This window comes from Streptomyces sp. NPDC002619 (assembly GCF_042889305.1).
Classification (GTDB): domain Bacteria; phylum Actinomycetota; class Actinomycetes; order Streptomycetales; family Streptomycetaceae; genus Streptomyces.
The window spans coordinates 84,862-105,696 of sequence record NZ_JBIAQV010000023.1 but is presented as its reverse complement, the minus strand read 5'-3'; the positions used below and the strand labels follow the sequence as shown (position 1 = coordinate 105,696).

Genomic DNA, 20,835 nt, shown 5'->3' with positions numbered 1-20,835 from the left:
TCGGGCACCGACAGTGGCGTGGGCGGGTCGCTGTCGGGTCCCTACAGAAAGTGCCGATGCCGGACCCAAACCTGTGGTCCGCGGGCACTGTCGCGCGACATGATCGGAGCCGACAGGCCACGACAGCAGGGAGACCTCCGTGCCTCATTCCATCGACGAAGCCTTCACGGCGCTTCCCCTACGGGCCCTGGCCGATGCCGCGCTGGCACGCGCGCGTGCGCTCGGGGCCGATCACGCGGACTTCCGGTTCGAGCGGGTGCGCAGTGCGTCCTGGCGGCTCAGGGACGCCAAGCCCGCCGGATCGTCCGACACCACCGACCTCGGGTACGCGGTGCGGGTCGTGCACGGCGGTACCTGGGGCTTCGCGTCCGGGGTGGACCTGAGCCTCGACGCCGCCGCCAAGGTCGCCTCGCAGGCCGTGGCGATGGCGAAGCTCTCCGCCCAGGTGATCAAGGCCGCCGGGTCGGACGAGCGGGTCGAACTCGCCGGCGAGCCGGTGCATACCGAGAAGACATGGGTGTCGTCGTACGAGATCGATCCGTTCAGCGTGCCCGACGAGGAGAAGGCGGCGCTGCTGGCGGACTGGAGCACGCGGCTGCTGGCGGCCGACGGGGTGAGCCATGTCGACGCCTCGCTGCTCACCGTGCACGAGAACAAGTTCTACGCCGACACGGCCGGGACGGTGACCACGCAGCAACGGGTGCGGCTGCATCCCGTGCTGACGGCCGTGTCGGTGGACGAGTCGAGCGGGGAGTTCGACTCCATGCGCACCATCGCGCCGCCCGTCGGGCGCGGCTGGGAGTACCTGACGGGCACCGGCTGGGACTGGGGCTCCGAGCTGGAGCGGATCCCGGAGCTGCTCGCCGAGAAAATGCGGGCGCCGAGCGTCGAGGCGGGGCTGTACGACCTGGTCGTCGACCCGTCCAACCTGTGGCTGACGATCCACGAGTCGATCGGGCACGCCACCGAGCTGGACCGGGCGCTCGGGTACGAGGCCGCCTACGCCGGTACGTCCTTCGCCACCTTCGACCAGCTGGGCAAGCTGAAGTACGGCTCCGAGCTGATGAACGTCACGGGTGACCGCACCGCCGAGCACGGCCTGGCGACCGTCGGGTACGACGACGAGGGCGTCGAGGGTCAGTCCTGGGACCTGGTGAAGGACGGCACGCTCGTCGGATATCAGCTGGACCGCAGGATCGCGAAGCTGACCGGGTTCGAGCGGTCCAACGGGTGCGCGTTCGCCGACTCCCCCGGGCATGTGCCGGTGCAGCGCATGGCCAATGTGTCGCTCCAGCCGGACCCGGCGGGACTGTCCACCGAGGACCTCATCGGGAGCGTCGACCGCGGCATCTATGTCGTCGGCGACCGGTCCTGGTCCATCGACATGCAGCGCTACAACTTCCAGTTCACCGGACAGCGCTTCTTCAAGATCGAGAACGGGCGGATCACCGGTCAGCTGAGGGACGTCGCCTACCAGGCGACGACCACCGACTTCTGGGGTTCCATGGCGGCCGTCGGCGGTCCGCAGACGTACGTCCTGGGCGGCGCCTTCAACTGCGGCAAGGCCCAGCCGGGACAGGTGGCCGCCGTGTCGCACGGGTGCCCCTCCGCCCTCTTCAAGGGCGTCAACATCCTCAACACCACCCAGGAGGCCGGTCGATGAGTGCCCGTTCCAACAAGCCGCACGAGGTCGTCGAACAGGCCCTCGCGCTGTCCCGGGCCGACGGCTGCGTCGTGATCGCCGACGAGCACTCGACCGCCAATCTGCGCTGGGCGGGCAACGCCCTCACCACCAACGGCGTCACACGCGGGCGCACGCTGACCGTCATCGCGACCGTCGACGGGAAGGAGGGCACGGCCTCCGGAGTGGTGTCCCGCTCGGCCGTGACCGCCGACGAGCTGGAGCCGCTGGTGCGGGCCGCCGAGGCCGCCGCGCGCGGCGCCGGGCCCGCGGAGGACGCCCAGCCGCTGGTCACGGGCGTACCGGAGTCGCCGGACTTCACGGACGCGCCCACCGAGACCTCGTCGGCGGTGTTCACCGACTTCGCCCCGGCGCTCGGCGAGGCCTTCGCACGCGCGCGTGCGGGCGGCCGCGAGTTGTACGGCTTCGCCAATCACGAGCTGGTCTCCACCTACATGGGCACCTCGACGGGGCTGCGCCTGAGGCATGACCAACCGACCGGGACGCTGGAGCTGAACGCCAAGTCCCCGGACCGTACGCGCTCGGCCTGGGCGGGCCGCTCCACGCGGGACTTCAAGGATGTCGACCCGGGAGCCATGGACGCCGAACTCGCCGTACGCCTCGGCTGGGCCGAGCGCCGCGTGGAGCTGCCCGCGGGCCGCTACGAGACGCTGCTGCCACCGACCGCGGTCGCGGACCTGCTGATCTACCAGCTGTGGTCGGCGTCGGGCCGGGACGCGGCCGAGGGCCGGACGGTGTTCTCCAAGCCGGGCGGCGGCACACGCGTGGGCGAGAAGCTGACCGACTTGCCGCTGACGCTGCGCAGCGACCCGAACGAGCCGGGCCTGGAGTCGGCGCCCTTCGTGGTCGCACACTCCTCCGGGGGCGACCAGTCGGTGTTCGACAACGGGCTTCCGGTGGGCTCCACCGAGTGGGTCGACCGCGGTGAGCTGAGGCATCTGACCACCACCCGGCACAGCGCGGGCCTGACCGGGCTGCCCGTCGCCCCGGCGCTCGGGAACCTGATCCTGGACGGCGGCGAGGACCGCTCGCTGGAGGAGATGGTCACGGGCACCGAGCGCGGGCTGTTGCTGACCTGCTTGTGGTACATCCGCGAGGTCGATCCGGCGACGCTGCTGCTCACCGGCCTGACCCGCGACGGCGTGTACCTCGTGGAGAACGGCGAGGTGACCGGGCAGGTCAACAACTTCCGGTTCAACGAGTCGCCCGTGGACCTGCTGGGCCGCGCGACGGAGGCCGGGCGGACGGAAAAGACGCTGCCGAGGGAGTGGAGCGACTGGTTCACCAGGGCCGCGATGCCGGCTCTGCGGGTGCCCGACTTCAATATGAGCTCTGTCAGTCAGGGCGTATAACCTCGTAGGCATTCATAGTCGGCTGTCAGCCGACTGCCCGAAGATCACCAAGGAGACACGAGAACCGTGACGGACATCGTCGACGAGCTGACGTGGCGGGGGCTCATCGCCCTCTCCACGGACGAGGACGCATTGCGCAAGGCGTTCGCGGACGGCCCCGTCACGTTCTATTGCGGCTTCGACCCGACCGCGCCCAGCCTGCACCTCGGCAACCTTGTGCAGATCCTGACGATGCGCCGGATCCAGCAGGCGGGCAACCGCCCGCTGGGCCTGGTCGGGGGTGCCACGGGCCTCATCGGCGACCCGAAGCCGACCGCGGAGCGCACGCTGAACGACCCCGAGGTCGTGGCCGGCTGGGTGGCGCGGCTGCGCGGCCAGATCGAGAAGTTCCTCGACTTCGAGGGTCCGCACGCGGCGACCATGGTCAACAACCTGGACTGGACCCAGGGCCTGTCGGCCATCGACTTCCTGCGGGACATCGGCAAGCACTTCCGGGTCAACAAGATGATCTCGAAGGAGGCGGTCGCCCGGCGGCTGCACTCCGACGCGGGCATCAGCTACACCGAGTTCAGCTACCAGATCCTGCAGGGCATGGACTTCCTGGAGCTGTACCGGAGGTACGGCTGCACGCTGCAGACCGGCGGCAGCGACCAGTGGGGCAACCTGACGGCGGGCGCCGACCTGATCCACAAGGTCGAGCCGCATGTCGCGGTGCACGCACTGGCCACGCCGCTGATCACCAAGGCGGACGGCACCAAGTTCGGCAAGACGGAGTCCGGCACGGTCTGGCTCGACCCGGAGCTGACCACGCCGTACGCCTTCTACCAGTTCTGGCTGAACGCCGACGACCGGGACGTCTCCAAGTTCCTGCGCATCTTCAGCTTCAAGTCCCGTGACGAGATCGAGGAGTTGGAGAAGCAGACCGAGGAGCGTCCGCAGGCGCGCGCCGCTCAGCGGGCGCTGGCCGAGGAGCTGACGACGCTGGTGCACGGCGCCGACCAGACGGCCGCCGTGATCGCCGCGTCCAAGGCGCTGTTCGGCCAGGGCGAGCTGGCGGAGCTGGACGAGAAGACGCTGGCGGCGGCCCTCTCCGAGGTGCCGAACATCCAGGTCGCCGAGCTCGGTCCGGTGGTCGATCTGTTCGCCGAGGTCGGCCTGGTGGCGAGCAAGTCCGCCGCGCGGCGCACCGTCAAGGAGGGCGGTGCCTACGTGAACAACGTGAAGGTCGCCGGCGAGGACGCGGTCCCCGTCAAGGAGGAGCTGCTGCACGGTCGCTGGCTGGTACTGCGCCGGGGCAAGAAGAACCTGGCGGCGGTCGAGGTCACGTCCGCCTGAGACGGATCGAAGGGCGGCTCCCGCGAGGAGCCACCCTTCGCCGTGTCCGCCCGTCAGACGCTTCGCTGCTGTTTCCTCTTCCCCAACGTCGCCATGTACGCCATGTCGACGAAGAAGACGATGATGATCGCGGCGACGAGTTGGAACGCGTGCCGGCTCCAGTCGATGCCGCGGGTCTCCGCGACGCCGAGCGCGGCGGCGATGGCGTTGCCCGCGATCGCGCCGAGGATGCCGCAGATGGTGGTCAGCCAGAGGGGGCTGTGCTGCTTGCCCGGGATGACCGCCTTGGCGATGATGCCCAGCACGAATCCCACGATGATCGCCCACAACCAGCCCATGGCTGCCTCCTCGTCCGGCTCGACGTGAGCATTACGAACAGTCTCGGCCGCTCCGCCGTCCGGCGCATGTCGGGTACGGCCGTACGGCTTACCGCGCTACGCACGCCGACGCAGGACGTTCGCCCAGGCGGCGGGTGCCCCGGTCTCGTAGGCGACGCAGGTGCGGCGTAACGTGGAAACAGTCCTGGCCCGGTACCCCGAGCGGGTACGGACCGTGTACGGGCGGGGCGAGTCCGATGCGGGCGGATGGTGGAATGTGATGCGGAAGCAGCGCGGTGGCGGCAACGTCCAGGTGTTCCGGATCACCGGAGCCCGGACCGGTCTGGCCGAGGATGTGCGCGGGCGGCAGCGCCGGTACGTCATCTCGATGACGATCCGCACCGCCGCCGTGATCCTCGCGGCCACGCTGTGGAACGTCGAACGGCACGTCGCCATCGTGGCGTTGGTGCTCGGAGCGCTCCTTCCCTATGTCGCCGTGGTGATCGCCAACGCCGGTCGGGAGCGACCGCCGTCGCTGCCGTCGACCTTCGGGGTCGCGCCGACGCGGCCGATGATCGCGCCTCCGCGCGCGGAGGACACGCATCCGGAGTCCGCACCGGAAGACGTGGGGGGCGACCCGGCTGCCGGAGTGAGAGGTGAACGTCCCGATCCGGTGTGAGCGTTGCGGATGCGAGGGCCTGGGAGCGGTTCCGTAGGGCTTCGCAGGAACCTCAAGAAAAGCTCAGATCAATCATGCAGTTCCAGTGCCGACCGGCGGGTTGCCCATGGCATACTGCGTACGCGCTCCGCATCCCCCGTCGGAGCGACGGACCGACGCCGGGCAGCTCCCCCCGTGGCTGCTCGGCGTCGCCTTGTTTGCGGGGCTTTTTGTGGGACGAAGCAGTGAGTGACGCGATCTGTTCAGCCAAAGGCTGCCGTGCCGACGCCGTATGGGTGCTGGCGTGGAACAACCCGAAGATCCACACGCCGGATCGCCGCAAGACCTGGCTCGCCTGCGAGGAACACCGGGAGCATCTCTCGCAGTTCCTCGGTGTACGGGGGTTTCTCAAGGACGTTGTCCTGCTGACGGAGTGGGAAGCCGCCGACGGCGCCTAGGCCACGCCTAGGCCGCCAACCTAGCCGCCGATCGCCGACATCGGGCGGTCCGGCTGGAGGAACGAGGGGTCGTCCAGGCCCGAGCCCGCCTTCTTGCCCCACATCGCCTGGCGCCAGATGCGGACGATCTCCTCATCGGGGGCGTCGGAGCGCAGGGCCGAGCGGAGGTCCGTCTCCTCCCGCGCGAAAAGGCAGTTGCGTATCTGGCCGTCGGCCGTGAGGCGGGTGCGGTCGCAGGCCGCGCAGAACGGGCGAGTGACCGAGGCGATGACGCCGACGCGCCGCGGGCCGCCGTCGACCAGCCAGCGCTCCGCCGGGGCCGAGCCGCGTTCGTCCGCGCCCTCGGGTGTGAGGTCGAAGCGGGTGCGCAGGGAGGCGAGGATGTCCTCTGCCGTGACCATGCCCTCGCGCTTCCAGCCGTGCTGGGCGTCCAGCGGCATCTGCTCGATGAAGCGCAGTTCGTACTCGTGCTCCAGCGCCCAGGCGAGCAGGTCCGGGGCCTCGTCCTCGTTCAGACCCGGCATCAGGACCGAGTTGACCTTGACCGGGGTGAGGCCTGCTTCGCGGGCGGCGTCGAGGCCGTCGAGGACGTCCTTGTGGCGGTCCCGGCGGCTGAGGGCCTTGAAGACGTCCGGGCGGAGGGTGTCGAGGGAGACGTTGACCCGGTCCAGGCCCGCCGCCTTCAGTGCGGCCGCCGTGCGCTTGAGGCCGATGCCGTTGGTGGTGAGGGACATCTTGGGGCGCGGTTCCAGAGCGGCCACGCGCTCGACGATGCCGACCAGGCCGGGACGCAGCAGCGGCTCGCCGCCCGTGAAGCGGACCTCGGTGATGCCGAGGGAGGTGACCGCGATGTCGATCAGGCGGACGATCTCGTCGTCCGTGAGCAGGTCGGGCTTGGCCAGCCACTGCAGGCCCTCCTCGGGCATGCAGTACGTACAGCGCAGATTGCACCGGTCGGTCAGCGAGACCCTCAAGTCGGTGGCCACTCGGCCGTAGGTGTCGATGAGCACGTGGGCCCCCTCCCTCGTCCGGACAGTTGTTTTCTGTCTCTTGCGAGCCTACGTGACACCACCGACATCGGCCGAGGGTCGTTCCCCACGAGGCAGGACGCGGCCGCGTCGTAGTTCCCTACGACGCGGCCGTCCGTACGAACCTCTCGGTGGCTGTCAGTGTGCTCCGGTGCCGGTCAGCGACCGTACTTCCAGTTCGGCGTACTTACCGGCGTCCGGCTCCTCCTTAGACAGCAGGGTGCCGAGGACGCCGAGGAGGAAACCGACCGGGATCGAGATGATGCCCGGGTTCTCCAGCGGGAACCAGTGGAAGTCGACGTCGGGGAACATCGACGTCTCCTTGCCGGAGACGACCGGCGAGAACAGCACCAGGCCGACCGCGGTGACCAGGCCGCCGTAGATCGACCACAGGGCACCGTTCGTGGTGAACCGCTTCCAGAACAGGCTGTAGAGGATCGTCGGCAGGTTGGCGGAGGCGGCGACCGCGAAGGCCAGGGCGACCAGGCCGGCGACGTTCAGGTCGCGGGAGAGTGCGCCCAGGACGATCGAGACGGCGCCGATGCCGATCGTGGCGTACCGGGCGGCGTTGATCTCCTCCTTCTCGGTGGCCTGTCCCTTCCTGATGACGTTCGCGTAGATGTCGTGTGCGAAGGAGGACGACGAGGCCAGGGTGAGGCCGGCGACGACCGCGAGGATCGTGGCGAAGGCGACGGCCGAGATGGTGGCGAGCAGGATCGCGCCCCAGCTGGAGTCCACCCCGCCCAGGTGCAGGGCGAGCAGCGGCGCCGCCGTGTTGCCCGCCTTGTTGGAGGCGATGATCTCGTCCGGCTTGATCAGCGCGGCGGCGCCGAAGCCGAGGGCGAGGGTCATCAGGTAGAAGGCGCCGATCAGGCCGATGGCCCAGATCACGGACTTACGAGCGGCCTTCGCGGTGGGCACCGTGTAGAAGCGGATCAGGATGTGCGGCAGGCCTGCGGTGCCCAGGACCAGGGCGATGCCGAGCGAGATGAAGTCCAGCTTGGTGGTACCCGTCGCGCCGTACTTCAGGCCGGGCTCGAGGAAGGCGGAACCCTTCCCGCTGTTGCTGGCCGCCGAGCCGAGCAGGTCGGAGAGGTTGAAGTGGAACTTCAGCAGGACGAGGAAGGTCAGCAGCAGGGCGCCGATGATGAGAAGCACCGCCTTGACCATCTGGACCCAGGTGGTGCCCTTCATGCCGCCGATGGTGACGTACACGATCATGAGGACGCCGACCAGGGCGACGATGCCGATCTTGCCGCCGTCGCTGGTGATGCCGAGCAGCAGGGAGACCAGGACGCCCGCGCCGGCCATCTGGGCCAGCAGGTAGAAGATCGACACCACGATCGTGGAGGTGCCGGCTGCCGTACGGACCGGGCGCTGGCGCATCCGGTAGGCCAGCACGTCGCCCATGGTGTAGCGGCCGGAGTTGCGCAGCGGCTCGGCGACGAGGAGCAGGGCGACCAGCCAGGCGACCAGGAAGCCGATGGAGTACAGGAAGCCGTCGTACCCGAACAGGGCGATGGCGCCCGCGATGCCGAGGAAGGACGCGGCGGACATGTAGTCGCCGGAGACCGCGAGGCCGTTCTGGAAACCGGTGAACTGCCGTCCGCCGGCGTAGAAGTCGGCGGCGTCCTTGGTCTGGCGGCCCGCCCAGACGGTGATGACGAGGGTCGCGGCGACGAAGATTGCGAACAGGGTGATGATCAGCGGCCGGTGGTCACTGGCCTCGCCTGCGGCCAGGGTGATCGCGGGGCTCATGCGCCGCCCTCCATCCGGGACTTGATGGCCTCTGCCTTGGGGTCGAGCTTGGCGGCGGCGTGCCGCGCGTACCACCAGGCGATGAGGAACGTGGTGAGGAACTGGGCGAGGCCCAGGACGAGGGCGACGTTGATGTTGCCGAACAGCTTGGTGCCCATGAATCCGCCCGCGTAGTTCGAGAGCAGGACGTACAGCAGGTACCAGGCGATGAAGGCGACGGTCAGCGGGAAGGCGAAGGAGCGGTAGGAGTGGCGCAGTTCACCGAACTCCGCGCTCTCCTGCACCGCGACGAACTCCTCGGTGGGAGGGAGTTGGGGGTCGGCTTTCGAGGGGGGCGGTGTCTCGGTTGCCACGGAGTCTCCTCGTGTTACGGGTGATTTGCGGGTGTTTGCGGCGGGGGCTCGATCGTGCTCGTGCTCCCTGTCGAAGGTCCACGGCGCCACGCGAGGTCCGGTTCAAGTCCTATGAGTTCTTTCAGAAGTCATCTCGAGAAGTCATTGCTGGCCAGCGAGAGGGGGAGATAGCTTCGCCCTGCACCACCCGTCATGCACCTGCCCGAGCGCCACCTGTGTCTCGGGCGGTTTCGTTTCCGGATGATGTGGAGATCCCATGCCTCATCTGCGCTCCAGACGCAGGCTCGCTCTCGCCGTGCCGGTCGTGCTGTCGCTGACCGCCTCGCTGGGCTTCCTGCCCGCGGCGGCGTCGGCGGTCCCGTTGGCGGCCCCGGCCTCCCGGACGGCGGACGGCCCCAACCTGGCGTACGTCGTCAACACCCGTACGGATCACGGCACGATCGCGTCGGTGCAGCGGGCGATCGCCGCGAACGGCGGCAGCATCGTCGCGACGTACGACACGATCGGCGTGATCGTCGTCCACTCCGCGAACCCCGACTTCGGCAAGCGAATACGCGCCGTGCGCGGCGTGCAGTCGGCGGGTGCCACGCGCACCGCGCCGCTCACCCCGGCGGGGACCACGGACGAGGGCGCCGTGCAGGTCCTGTCGAAGGCCGAGGCGGCGAAGGTCGCGCAGAGTTCAGCGACGGGCGAGGAGCCCCTCGAAGCCGACCAGTGGGACCTGCGGGCGATCGACGCCGACAAGGCCGCGAAGATCGACCCCGGCAGCAGGAAGGTGACCGTCGGCATCATCGACACCGGCGTCGACGACACCCACCCCGACATCGCCCCGAACTTCTCCCCCTCGCAGTCCGCGAACTGCGTGAGCGGCAAGGCGGACACGACGTACGGCGCCTGGCGTCCGGTGGACGCCGACCACTACCACGGCACGCATGTGGCGGGCGAGATAGCCGCGGCCCGCAACGGCATCGGCGTCGCGGGCGTGGCCCCCGGTGTGAAGGTCGCGAGCATCACCGTCGCCCAGCCGGACGCGGGCCAGCTGTTCTACCCGGAGAGCGTCGTCTGCGCCTTCGTGTTCGCCGCCGACCACGGCATCGAGGTCACCAACAACAGCTACTACGTTGATCCCTGGCTGTACAACTGCCTTGACGACCCCGATCAACGTGCCATCGTCGACGCGGTCAACAGGGCCCAGCTGTACGCACAGAGCAAGGGCACGCTCAATGTCGCCTCGGCGGGCAACTCCAACGACGACCTCGACTCGGACGCACTGGTCGACGAATCCAGCCCGGACGACTCGACGGCGGTGACCCGTACGGTCGACCCGCACGAGTGCTTCGACGTGCCGACCCAGCTGCCCGGTGTGGTCACGGTCAGCGCGACCGGCGTCAAGGGCGCCAAGTCGTACTACTCCAGCTATGGCAAGGGCGTCGTCGACGTCGCGGCGCCGGGCGGCGACAAGTTCCAGATCCCGGACACGCCGTCGCAGAACGGCCGCATCCTGTCGACGCTGCCGAACAACCAGTACGGCTTCCTGCAGGGCACGTCGATGGCGTCCCCGCACGTGGCCGCGGTGGCCGCGCTCCTGAAGTCCACCCACCCGCACGCGACCCCGGCCCAGCTCCAGGCGCTGCTCAAGGCCGAGGCGGACAACCCCGGCTGCCCGACCACCCCGTACGACGGGGACGGCGACGGTGTCGTGGACGCGACCTGCGTCGGCGGCAAGCGCGTCAACGGCTTCTACGGGTCAGGCATCGTCAACGCGCTGCGCGCGGTCAAGTAAGGCCCGGTTTCCCGGACTTCCCGATACCCGGACTTCCCGCACGGCCCGCTCGTACCGCGAACGAACTGGAGACACAGACATATGACAGCGCCCCAGCCACGCCTGCGCCGCGCCATGGCGATCCCGGTCGGAATGGCCATGGCGACGGCTCTCGCGTTCCTGCCGAACGCCACGGCGTCCGCCGCGGACGCCCCGGCCACGGCGGCCAGTGACGCGACCTCGCTCAGCTACGTCGTCAACGTCCCTCCGGGACACGGCGTTTCCGCGCACGTGAAGAAGGCCATCGCCGACGCGGGCGGCACGGTCGTGATCGCGTACGACCAGATCGGCGTGATCGTCGTCCACTCGTCGAACCCGGACTTCGCCAAGACCATCCGCACGGTGCACGGGGTGGACTCGGCCGGCAACACGCGCAACGCGCCGCTGCCCGCCCAGTCGACCACCGACGTCGGCACCCCGAAGGTGCTCAGCTCCGAGGAGGTCGCGGACGCGGACGCCCAGGCGGCGGGCGGACAGGACCCGTTGGAGCCGCTGCAGTGGGACCTGCCCGCCATCAAGGCGGACAAGGCGCACGAGAAGACGCTCGGCAGCTCGAAGGTCACCGTCGCCGTCATCGACACCGGCGTCGACGACACCCACCCGGACATCGCGCCCAACTTCGACCGGAACGCCTCGGCCAACTGTGTGACGGGCAAGCCGGACACGACCGAAGGCTCCTGGCGCCCCAGCGCGGCGGAGAGCCCGCACGGCACGCACGTGGCCGGTGAGATCGCGGGTGCCAAGAACGGCGTCGGCATCACCGGTGTCGCGCCCGGGGTGAAGGTCGCCGGCATCAAGGTGGCGACCACCGCGGGCTACTTCTACACGGAGGCCGTGGTCTGCGGCTTCGTGTGGGCGGCCGAGCACGGCGTCGACGTGACCAACAACAGCTATTACACCGACCCGTGGTACTTCAACTGCAAGGACGACCCTGACCAGAAGGCGCTCGTGGACGCCATCACGCGGGCCACGCGGTACGCGGAGAAGAAGGGCACGGTCAACGTCGCGGCGGCGGGCAACGAGAGCTACGACCTGGCGTCCGACTCGATCACCGACCCGGTCTCGCCGAACGACGGCACCCCGTCGGACCGGGTGATCGACCCGTCCAAGTGCTATGACATACCGACCCAGTTGCCGGGTGTCGTCACGGTGGCGGCGACCGGCGCCAAGGGCCTCAAGTCCTCCTTCTCCAACTACGGCCTCGGGGTCATCGACATCGCCGCGCCCGGCGGCGACTCGACGGCCTTCCAGAGGCCGGCGCCCCCGGCGACCAGCGGTCTGATCCTCGGCCCGCTGCCCGGCGGCAGGTGGGGCTACATGGCCGGTACGTCTATGGCGACCCCGCACGTCGTGGGTGTGGCCGCGTTGATCAAGTCAACGCATCCGCACGCCCCCGCCGCCCTGGTGAAGGCGCTCCTGTACGCCGAGGCCGACGCCACGCCGTGCACGGATCCGTACGACATCAACAGCGACGGCAAGATCGACGCGGTGTGCGAGGGCTCGAAGAACTACAACGGCTTCTACGGCTGGGGCACGGCGGACGCGCTGGCTGCTGTGACAAAGTAGGGCGTCGGCCGAGTAGGACGTTGACGAGGTTGAGCGGGCTGGACATCTGTCCGGCCCGCTCACCCCGTCACTGGACGACACGCCCGAAAGGTTGATTGAATCAATACTGCATAGTGCAGTCATGACCGAAATCAAGTTCGCTTGGGAAGCGGTGGGCGGCGATCCCGCTCTCGCGTCGCGGGTGTCCACCGTGGTACGCCGGGGAGCGCTCGACGCGCGGCTTCCCGTGCGCGAGCTCGCGCGCGGGTGTGTGGCCGCGTGTGCGCTGGCCGCGGCCGAGCTGGGGGCGCGGCGGGCCGGGCTCGCCCAGGTGCCGGAGGTGCGGGTCGACGACGGGGCCGTGGCGACCGCGTTCCGCAGTGAGCGGCACCTGCTCGTCGAAGGGCGGGCGCCGGTCTCTTTCGCGCCCTTGTCGCGGTTCTGGCGCACGGCGGACGGCTGGGTGCGCACGCACGCCAACTATCCGCATCACCGGGCACGGCTGCTGGGTGCGTTGGGCCTGCCCGAGGACGCCACGCCGGAGCTCGTCGCCGGGCACCTCGCCGAGCGGCCGGCCCTGGAGGTGGAGGACTCCGTCCACGCCGCCGGTGGTCTCGCGGTGGTGCTGCGCTCCCCAGAGGAGTGGGCAGCGCACGGGCAGTACGCCGCACTGGTCGAGCGGCCCCTGGTGGAGCGCGGCCGCCTGGACACGGCCCACGCGCGCGTGCTCGCGCCGATCGAGGGCACTCCCCTCCTCCCTGCCGCCGGCCTGCGCGTCCTCGACCTGACCCGGGTCCTCGCCGGCCCCGTCGCCACCCGCACGCTCGCGCTGCTCGGCGCGGACGTGCTGCGCCTGGACGCGCCGTGGCTGCCCGAACTGCCCGACCAGCACGCCGACACGGGCGTCGGCAAGCGGTCGGCGACGCTGGACCTCACGACGGACGCGAAGGCCTTCGAGGAACTGCTGTCCGCGGCGGACGTCGTCGTCACCGGCTACCGGCCGGGCGCCCTGGACCAGTTCGGGCTCTCTCCGCAGGCGCTGGCCGAGCGGCGGCCGGGACTGGTCGTGGCGCAGGTGTCGGCGTGGGGCGCGTACGGTCCGTGGAGCGGGCGGCGTGGCTTCGACAGCCTGGTGCAGGCGGCCTGCGGCATCGCGGCCCTCGAGGGCTCGGCCGGGCAGCCGGGCGCGCTGCCCGCGCAGGCCCTGGACCACGGCACCGGCTATCTGCTGGCAGCCGCGGTGCTGCGGGCGCTGACGGAGCGGTCGTACGACGGTGAAGGGCGGTTCGTACGGCTGGCGTTGGCGCGGACGGCGGCCTGGCTGACGGACCGGATCCACAGCGGCCCGGAGGGCGAGGTGCCGTACGAGGGCGCGGACGCGTGGCTCGCCGACCGGGACAGCGCGCTCGGGCGGCTGCGGTACGCGCTGCCGCCGGTGTCCTTCACCGGCGGACCCGCCGACTGGGCGCGGCCTCCGGCACCGTGGGGGACGGACGCGCCGGGGTGGGACTGAGCGGAAGGTCGGCCGGAAACGTATCGGGGGACGGAGTTCCCATCTCCCCATTCCTTTACGGCACTTGCCCCGATTTGCCGTGACTGGTGAAGATCCGGGGGTGACAGTGACCCGACCGACCACTGGCGCCGTCGGCCCGGCCGAGGCGTGCCGGGCCGTCGCCGTCCTCGCTCTGGTGGCTCTGGCCGCGCTGATCCCGCTGCTGGGGCCGTCCGCCGCGCTGCACGGCACCGGGGAGGCCGCCGCCCCGGGTGTGGGTGGCATCGCCCTGCTGCGCACCGTGCTCTTCGCGGCCCTGTGCGTCCCGGTGGGCGAGCTGTTCGTGAACCGGCTGGCCCGTAGGCTGCCCGGCGCCCCGACCGGCACCCCGCGCAGCTGGGCAGCGTACGCCGCCACCGCTGGTTTCCTCGCCGCGCTCGCCCTCGCCTCGGTCGTGGCGACCGGCAACCGGGTACCGCACAGTGTCTCCGAGCTCTCCCGGATCGACATCGGCGGGCTGTACGGCACCCGTGACGGCGTGCTGGCGCTGCTCGAGGTCAACGCGTTCGTGGTGGCGGGGCTGTGCGCCCTCTCCCGAAGGCCCGCCCACCAGGCCTGGCCGCTGGCCGCGGTCGTCGTCGCCGAGGCCCTGCGTGCACATCCCCCCACGGAGCACGGCCCGTTGACCGGCTCGGGCCTCACGCTCGTCCATCTGACGTGCGCGGCGCTGTGGGTGGGCGCCCTGTCGCACACATTGCGGACGCTACGACTCTGGCGCGCGGGCGGCAGCGGCGGCGAGGCGGGCGCCGCGCTGCTGGGGCTCTACGCGCGCGTAGCCGTCGTGCTCCTGGCGGCGATCACCGCCACGGGCGTGTGCAGCACCCTGCGCCGGATGCCGGCGGACACAGTGCTGCACCAGCTCACGGAGACCTCCTACGGGCGAGCCGTACTCGCCAAGGTGATCCTCGCGGCCGCCGTCGCCCTGCTCGCCCTGTGGGCACGCATCCGGCTGAGCCGGGCGCCCGACCCGATGAGCGCGTGCGTGCCCGCGCGCGTGGAGGTGCTCCTCCTCGCGGCGGTGGTCGCCCTGTCGGGGCTGCTGACGGCGCTGCCGCTGCCGATCAGATGGTGAACCTCAGTTGGTCACCAGCACCTTGAGCGCGGTGCGCTCGTCCATCGCCTTGTAGCCGTCCGGCACACCCTCCAGACCGACCGTCATGTCGAAGACGGGCGAGGGGTCGATGCTGCCGTCGAGGACGTCGGGCAGCAGCTCCGGGATGTACGCGCGCACCGGTGCGACGCCGCCGCGCAGCGCGATGTTCCGGTCGAACATGACGCCGAGGTCGAGGCCGGTGCCGCTGCCGTGCGGGACCCCGACGAAGCCGATGGCGCCGCCGTCCCGGGTGATGTTGACGGCCGTACGCATCGACTGCTCGGTGCCGACCGCCTCGACGACGGCGTGCGCGCCCTGCCCGCGGGTGAGTTCCCGGACGGCCTCGACGGCCGCGTCCCCGCGCTCGGCGACGACGTCGGTGGCGCCGAAGCGGCGCGCGATGTCCGTACGGACCTCGTGGCGGCCCAGCGCGATGATCCGCTCGGCGCCGAGGCGCTTGGCGGCGAGTACGGCGCACAGACCGACGGCGCCGTCCCCGACGACGGCGAGGGTGGCGCCGGGGCGGGCGCCCGCGCCGAGGGCCGCGTGGTAGCCGGTGCCGAGGACGTCGGAGAGGGTCAGCAGTGCGGACAGCAGATGGTCGTCGGAGGCCGCCTCCTTGGGGAGTTGGACGAGAGTGCCGTCGGCGAACGGCACCCGCACGGCCTCGCCCTGGCCGCCGTCGTAGCCGACGGAGCCCCAGAAGCCGCCGTGCTCGCAGGAGGTGGTCAGCCCCTCGCGGCAGTAGTCGCAGACGCCGTCGGACCACATGAACGGTGCCACCACGAGGTCGCCGCGGCGGACGGTGTCCACCTCGGAGCCGGTCTCCTCGACGACACCGAGGAACTCGTGCCCGATCCGCTGCCCCGGCTGCCGTGCCGCCTCGCCGCGGTACGCCCACAGGTCGCTGCCGCAGATGCAGGCGCGCAGCACCCGTACGACCGCGTCGGTCGGCAGCTGCACGACGGGCTCGGGCACGTTCTCCACGCGCATGTCGTACGGGGCGTGGATGGTGGTGGCGCGCATGGCGAGGGTCCTTCTCGTGCGGTGTGCGGTGCGATGCGCTCAGGGGGTGGTCGAGCGCACCTCACCGTACGCCGTCACCGGTGCGGGTCGCGCGCCGAGGGCACCCCGGACCAGCAGGAACTGTGCCACGACATAGGTGAGCATGGTCCACAGGTCGGGGCGCGGCAGCTGCGGCCAGCCCGCGAGGCCGGTCGCGAGGAGGCTGTCGGAGAGCAGGAAGAGCGCGCCGCCGAGCCCGGCGGTGCGGCCGAGGCGGGTGGCCGCGCCGTATGCCATGGCGGTGAGCAGGGTGCTGTAGCAGGCGACGGGGACGCGGAGGCCGGCGGGCAGGCCGGGCCACAGGAGGACGACGAGGGTGAGGGCGACGAGGCCGTAGGCCGGGGCGAGGAGAGCGGCACGCGGGCGTGGAGGGCCGTAGGAGCGGAAGAGGACCAGGTAGCAGACGTGTCCGGCCGCGAAGCAGGCCATTCCGGCCAGGAAGGCGAGGTCGGCGCCGGACATGAGCAGGACGTCGCCGCCCCAGCCGCACAGGAGGGCGGCGACGAGGAGCCGTGGGGCGCCGGCGCGGGCGGCGTACGCGGCCAGCAGAAGCATCAGGAGGGGCTTGGCCACCGTGTGCCCGGCGTGCGGACCGACCGCGAGAGAGACGAGGTCGACGGCGGTGGCGAGGGCGAAGGCGGCGAGGAGGGCGCGGGAGGCTCTCACGCGGTCAGGGTCTCCTCGGCCGGTTCCGGCGTGCCTGCCACGGGCTGCCAGCCCGGCCCGCGGAACATGCGTCCCGCGCGCTCGCGCCAACTGCCCGCCGCCTTGACGTCCTTGACGATGGAGACGTACTCGTGCGTGGCGACCTTGATCGGGTTGAACGTGTTGATGTTCTTGGTCAACCCGTACACGGGCCGCTCCACCTCGGGCGTGAACGACCCGAAGAGGCGGTCCCAGACGATCAGGATCCCGCCGAAGTTGCGGTCCAGGTAGCCGCCCTGGGAGGCGTGGTGCACCCGGTGGTGCGACGGGGTGTTGAGGGTGAACTCGAACCAGCGGGGCAGCTTGTCGATGCGCTCGGTGTGGATCCAGAACTGGTAGACGAGGCTGACGGAGGAGCAGAAGGCGAGGGCGGCCGGGTGCACGCCCAGGGCGATCAGCGGGAGGTAGAACGGCCAGGACGTCAGGGACGTCCAGGGCTGGCGCAGCGCGGTCGTGAGGTTGAACTTCCGGCTGGAGTGGTGGACGACGTGGCAGGCCCACAGGATGCGGATGACGTGGTGGCCGCGGTGGGACCAGTAGTAGAAGAAGTCCTGGGCGAGCAGCATCAGCAGTACCGTCCACCACAGCACCGGCACGCGCAGGGGCGTGAGCGTGTAGACGGCGTCGTAGATCAGGACGATCGGGATCTTCCACATCGCGTCGAAGAACAGACTGCCGAGCCCCATGGAGACGCTTGCCGCGGCGTCCTTGGTCTCGTATCCGGCCGCGTCGTCGTCCGGATGGACGCGGACACTGATCATCTCGATGACGGCGAGCAGCACGAAGGCCGGGATCGACCAGACCACGACGTCGGGGAGGTTCGGCATGCGTGCACCGTAGAGCCGCCGGACCGCCGCCGCTAGATGTTGTTACCCACAAGTATGGGCGAAGGTCGCTAGACGCCGGCCGCGCCGAGCAGCGAACCCGCGGCATAGGTGACCCCCATGGCCAGGGCCCCGCCGACGACGTTGCGCAGCACCGCCTGCCGGGGCTCCGCCGCACCCAGCCGAGCGCTGCTCCAGCCGGTGAGGACGAGTGCGGCCAGGACGGACACCACGGTCACCGGCAGGCGCCACTGGGCCGGCGGCAGCACGATCGCGAGCAGCGGCAGCAGGGCGCCCACCGTGAACGCGAAGAAGCTCGCCCATGCCGCGTGCAGGGGGTTGGTGAGCGCGTCCGGGTCGATGCCGAGCTCCACGCGCGCGTGGGTGCGCAGGGCGTCCCGTTCCGTGAACTGGACTGCCGCCTCGTGGGCCACCTCCCGGCTCAGGCCGCGCTGCTCCAACAGCCCGGTCAGCTCCTCCAGTTCGGCCTCGGGCTGCTCCGTCAGCTCCCGCGTCTCGACGGCCAGGGCGGCCTTCTCCGAGTCGCGCTGGGTGGACACCGACACGTACTCCCCCGCCGCCATCGACATCGACCCGGCGAGCAGCCCGGCGAGGCCGGCGGTGAGCAGTGCGGCCCGCTCGCCGGTCGCCCCGGCCACGCCGACGACGAGTCCGGCGGTGGACACGATGCCGTCGTTGGCGCCGAGGACCGCGGCCCGCAGCCAGTTGAGCCGGGATCCGAGCGCGCCGCCGTGGTTCTCGGTGTGGTTGGGTTCCGTCACAGCAGGGAGGATCTCACCCGGGCGGGCCCGCCGCATCAGCGACTCGGCGAGCGGCCGGCGGCGGGGTACGCCCCCGGGAGCCGGAACCGTCCACCAGGGGAAGGAACTTGACGGGGAGCCGGTATGTCACCGGCCTCGTGGACCGGGCTGTCAGTCCTGAGTCGTATCCTCAATGACCATGCTCGAAGACCGTACGACCGCAGTGCCCTCCCCCACCGGATGGCCGACCGCGTATCCGCAGGGGTACGCGGTCGTCGACGTCGAGACCACCGGACTGGCCCGGGACGACCGGATAATCTCCGCTGCTGTCTACCGTCTGGACGCGCGCGGCGAGGTCGAGGATCACTGGTACACGCTGGTCAACCCGGAGCGCGACCCGGGCCCCGTGTGGATCCACGGTCTGACGAGCGAGGTGCTGGAGGGCGCGCCCCTCTTCGAGGAGATCGCCGAGGAGTTCTCGGCGCGGCTGGCGGACCGGGTGCTGGTCGCGCACAACGCGGTGTTCGACTGGCAGATGATCGCCCGTGAGTACGCGCGCGCGGAGCGCGAGGCGCCGGTGCGGCAGCGGCTGTGCACCATCGCGCTGTCCAAGGAGCTCGGCCTGCCTCTGCCCAACCACAAGCTGGGGTCCCTGGCGGCCCACTTCGGCGTCGTCCAGCGGAACGCGCACCACGCGCTGGACGACGCGCGCGTGCTCGCGGAGGCGTTCCGGCCCAGTCTGCGGGCCGCGGCGTCGGGTGGTGTACGGCTGCCGCTGCTGGAGTGCCGGCCGCTGACGGAGTGGACGGACCGGCCGGTGCCACGCCAGCAGTCGGGAGGCTACGGCGGCTACCGGCCCTCCAGCTGGCGCCCGTCCCGCAAGCGGCCGGTGTGTCCCTACCCCAACCCGGGGCGGTACGAAGAGGGCAAACCGCTCAGGCAGGGCATGCGCGTCGCCTTCTCCGGGGACACGTCGGTCGACCGCGAGCTGCTGGAGGACCGGGCGGCCGAGGCCGGGCTGCACGTCGCGACGAGCCTGTCCCGGCTGACCAGCCTGCTGGTCACCAACGACCCCGACTCGGGCACGTCGAAGACGGTCAGGGCGCGGCAGTACGGGACGCCGGTGATCGACGAGGCGGCGTTCGGACAACTTCTCAGGGACGTCGAGCCCGCATCGCAGCAGTGACCGTACGGACGGGTGATTGACGCGCGACTCGCCCGGCGGCCGCTCGCCCGGGCCGCGCTCACCGCTCACCCTGTGGCGCATGGCGAAATGCGAAGTCTGCGGCAATGACTACGGAATGTCCTTCGAGGTGCACGCGCAGGGCGCGGTGCACGTCTTCGACTGCTTCACCTGTGCCATCCACCGCATGGCCCCGGTCTGCGAGCACTGCAAGGTGTCGATCATCGGCCAGGGCGTGGAGGCCGGCGGCCACTTCTACTGCGGCGCCCACTGCGCCCGCGAAGAGGGGAAGGTGGGCATCGTCGACCGCGTGTGAGCAATCCGCGTGACGTTCACGGCCACGCGGTCATTGGAACTCGTGCCGGGTCCGACCCATGGATTCCCCGCAGCCGCGGAGATGGTCCCCGGTAGACGCCACGACCGTACAAGTCGGTGGTGTGCTCCCCGCCTCCGCGGGGTCGGCGGCCCGCCTCGGGACCCTCCCGCAGCGGGCCGCCACGTCCGAGGTACGGTCGTGGGGTGTACCGCTTCCTGTTGACCCGGCAGTGGGTGATCCTCACCCTGATCTGCCTGCTTCTCATCCCCACGATGATCGAGCTTGGCTTCTGGCAGAAGCACCGGTACGAGGAGCGCAGCGCCCGCAACCAGCTCGTCACCGACGCGCTGACCGCCGAGCCGGTCCCCGTCGAGCGGCTGACCTCCCCCGGGCACGCCGTGACCCGCGCCGAGCGGTACCACAGCGTCACCGCGACGGGCACCTTCGACACGTCCCGGGAGGTCGTGGTCCGGCGCCGCATCAACTCCGACGACGAGGTCGGTTTCCACGTCCTCACCCCGTTCCGGCTGACGGACGGCAAGGTGCTCCTGGTCAACCGCGGCTGGATCCCGGCGAACGGGGCGCAGACCGCCTTCCCGAAGATCCCCGCACCGCCTACCGGCCGGACCACCGTCACCGGCCGTCTCATGGCCGACGAGACGACCGCCGCGAGCGGCATCAAGAACATCGCGGGACTGCCCCACCGGCAGGTCATGCTGATCAACAGCGAGCAGGAGGCGCGCCGGCTCGGCGCCCAGGTGCTCGGCGGCTACATCGAGCAGACGGCGCCCGAGCCGAAGGGCGACACCCCGCAGCAGATCTCCGACCCGGGCAAGGAAGACGCCCCGCTGAACTACGCGTACATGATCCAGTGGTGGCTGTTCGCCGCGGCCGTCCCCGTCGGCTGGGTCGTCCTGGTCCGCCGCGAGACCCGGGACCGGGCCGCCGCGGCGCCCGGGGAGCAGGCCGCGGAGGCGGAACCCGCCTCGGTGTGACCCGCCCGCGCGC

The 20,835-nt window shown here is 70.7% G+C and carries 20 protein-coding genes; 12 read left to right on the top strand and 8 right to left on the bottom strand.

The window, feature by feature from the left end; genetic code table 11:
* Positions 1-139 precede the first annotated feature (139 nt).
* The 3 genes from ACFYXB_RS29560 to tyrS all read left to right on the top strand — a co-directional run bounded on the left by ACFYXB_RS29560 (position 140) and on the right by tyrS (position 4,389).
* A complete protein-coding gene (locus ACFYXB_RS29560; protein ID WP_389587491.1) occupies positions 140-1,663 on the top strand; it encodes a TldD/PmbA family protein in 1,524 nt (507 codons plus the stop codon).
* Complete coding sequence (locus tag ACFYXB_RS29555) at positions 1,660-3,054, top strand: metallopeptidase TldD-related protein (protein ID WP_388496469.1); 1,395 nt, start codon at positions 1,660-1,662, stop codon at positions 3,052-3,054. Before ACFYXB_RS29560 ends, ACFYXB_RS29555 begins: the two co-directional genes overlap by 4 nt.
* Before the next feature lie 66 nt (positions 3,055-3,120).
* Positions 3,121-4,389, top strand: a complete 1,269-nt coding sequence (gene tyrS / locus ACFYXB_RS29550; RefSeq protein WP_351352825.1) for a tyrosine--tRNA ligase — start codon at positions 3,121-3,123, stop codon at positions 4,387-4,389.
* 53 nt (positions 4,390-4,442) lie between these two features.
* Here tyrS and ACFYXB_RS29545 read toward each other — a convergent pair whose 3' ends face one another.
* Positions 4,443-4,727 (bottom strand): GlsB/YeaQ/YmgE family stress response membrane protein, encoded by a 285-nt coding sequence (locus ACFYXB_RS29545; protein ID WP_389587489.1) that lies wholly within the window; start codon positions 4,725-4,727, stop codon positions 4,443-4,445.
* Positions 4,728-4,986: 259 nt separating this feature from the next.
* Between ACFYXB_RS29545 and ACFYXB_RS29540 the strand changes: the two genes are divergently transcribed.
* Positions 4,987-5,385: a DUF3099 domain-containing protein gene (locus ACFYXB_RS29540; RefSeq protein WP_351352885.1), complete on the top strand. Its 399-nt coding sequence runs from the start codon at positions 4,987-4,989 to the stop codon at positions 5,383-5,385.
* A gap of 224 nt (positions 5,386-5,609) precedes the next feature.
* Entirely contained in the window at positions 5,610-5,822 is a 213-nt protein-coding gene (locus ACFYXB_RS29535; protein WP_351352831.1) for a hypothetical protein, read from the top strand.
* A 20-nt stretch (positions 5,823-5,842) separates the two neighbouring features.
* Here the strand turns inward: ACFYXB_RS29535 and moaA are convergent, their stop codons facing one another.
* The 3 genes from moaA to ACFYXB_RS29520 all read right to left on the bottom strand — a co-directional run bounded on the left by moaA (position 5,843) and on the right by ACFYXB_RS29520 (position 8,961).
* Entirely contained in the window at positions 5,843-6,832 is a 990-nt protein-coding gene (gene moaA / locus ACFYXB_RS29530) for a GTP 3',8-cyclase MoaA (RefSeq protein ID WP_389587487.1), read from the bottom strand.
* Between the two features lie 156 nt (positions 6,833-6,988).
* Positions 6,989-8,608: a cation acetate symporter gene (locus ACFYXB_RS29525; protein WP_389587485.1), complete on the bottom strand. Its 1,620-nt coding sequence runs from the start codon at positions 8,606-8,608 to the stop codon at positions 6,989-6,991.
* Entirely contained in the window at positions 8,605-8,961 is a 357-nt protein-coding gene (locus ACFYXB_RS29520; protein WP_351352840.1) for a DUF485 domain-containing protein, read from the bottom strand. Before ACFYXB_RS29520 ends, ACFYXB_RS29525 begins: the two co-directional genes overlap by 4 nt.
* A 256-nt stretch (positions 8,962-9,217) precedes the next feature.
* On the opposite strand from ACFYXB_RS29520, the gene ACFYXB_RS29515 reads away from it, so the two are divergent.
* From ACFYXB_RS29515 to ACFYXB_RS29500, 4 genes are all read left to right on the top strand, one after another.
* Positions 9,218-10,744, top strand: coding sequence for a S8 family serine peptidase (locus ACFYXB_RS29515; RefSeq protein WP_389587484.1), 1,527 nt, complete (start codon positions 9,218-9,220; stop codon positions 10,742-10,744).
* Positions 10,745-10,825: 81 nt separating this feature from the next.
* A complete protein-coding gene (locus ACFYXB_RS29510; protein WP_351352846.1) occupies positions 10,826-12,349 on the top strand; it encodes a S8 family serine peptidase in 1,524 nt (507 codons plus the stop codon).
* A gap of 121 nt (positions 12,350-12,470) precedes the next feature.
* Positions 12,471-13,841, top strand: a complete 1,371-nt coding sequence (locus ACFYXB_RS29505; protein ID WP_389587482.1) for a CoA transferase — start codon at positions 12,471-12,473, stop codon at positions 13,839-13,841.
* Between the two features lie 100 nt (positions 13,842-13,941).
* Complete coding sequence (locus ACFYXB_RS29500; RefSeq protein ID WP_389587480.1) at positions 13,942-14,952, top strand: CopD family protein; 1,011 nt, start codon at positions 13,942-13,944, stop codon at positions 14,950-14,952.
* A gap of 3 nt (positions 14,953-14,955) precedes the next feature.
* Here the strand turns inward: ACFYXB_RS29500 and ACFYXB_RS29495 are convergent, their stop codons facing one another.
* The 4 genes from ACFYXB_RS29495 to ACFYXB_RS29480 all read right to left on the bottom strand — a co-directional run bounded on the left by ACFYXB_RS29495 (position 14,956) and on the right by ACFYXB_RS29480 (position 18,349).
* Positions 14,956-15,999, bottom strand: coding sequence for a zinc-dependent alcohol dehydrogenase family protein (locus ACFYXB_RS29495; protein ID WP_389587478.1), 1,044 nt, complete (start codon positions 15,997-15,999; stop codon positions 14,956-14,958).
* A 39-nt stretch (positions 16,000-16,038) separates the two neighbouring features.
* On the bottom strand, positions 16,039-16,704 hold the full coding sequence (locus tag ACFYXB_RS29490; protein ID WP_389587476.1) for a lysoplasmalogenase: 666 nt from the start codon (positions 16,702-16,704) through the stop codon (positions 16,039-16,041).
* Positions 16,701-17,570, bottom strand: a complete 870-nt coding sequence (locus ACFYXB_RS29485; RefSeq protein ID WP_389587474.1) for a sterol desaturase family protein — start codon at positions 17,568-17,570, stop codon at positions 16,701-16,703. Before ACFYXB_RS29485 ends, ACFYXB_RS29490 begins: the two co-directional genes overlap by 4 nt.
* 68 nt (positions 17,571-17,638) lie before the next feature.
* The gene (locus ACFYXB_RS29480) at positions 17,639-18,349 is read right to left on the bottom strand and encodes a VIT family protein (RefSeq protein ID WP_389587472.1); all 711 of its coding nucleotides are present in this window, start codon (positions 18,347-18,349) and stop codon (positions 17,639-17,641) included.
* Between the two features lie 178 nt (positions 18,350-18,527).
* On the opposite strand from ACFYXB_RS29480, the gene ACFYXB_RS29475 reads away from it, so the two are divergent.
* From ACFYXB_RS29475 to ACFYXB_RS29465, 3 genes are all read left to right on the top strand, one after another.
* Positions 18,528-19,514, top strand: a complete 987-nt coding sequence (locus ACFYXB_RS29475) for a DEDDh family exonuclease (RefSeq protein WP_389587525.1) — start codon at positions 18,528-18,530, stop codon at positions 19,512-19,514.
* 79 nt (positions 19,515-19,593) lie between these two features.
* Positions 19,594-19,827 carry a hypothetical protein gene (locus ACFYXB_RS29470; protein WP_389587470.1) on the top strand — a complete coding sequence of 78 codons (234 nt, stop codon included), beginning with the start codon at positions 19,594-19,596 and terminating at the stop codon, positions 19,825-19,827.
* A gap of 203 nt (positions 19,828-20,030) precedes the next feature.
* The gene (locus ACFYXB_RS29465; protein WP_389587468.1) at positions 20,031-20,822 is read left to right on the top strand and encodes an SURF1 family protein; all 792 of its coding nucleotides are present in this window, start codon (positions 20,031-20,033) and stop codon (positions 20,820-20,822) included.
* Positions 20,823-20,835: the final 13 nt, after the last annotated feature.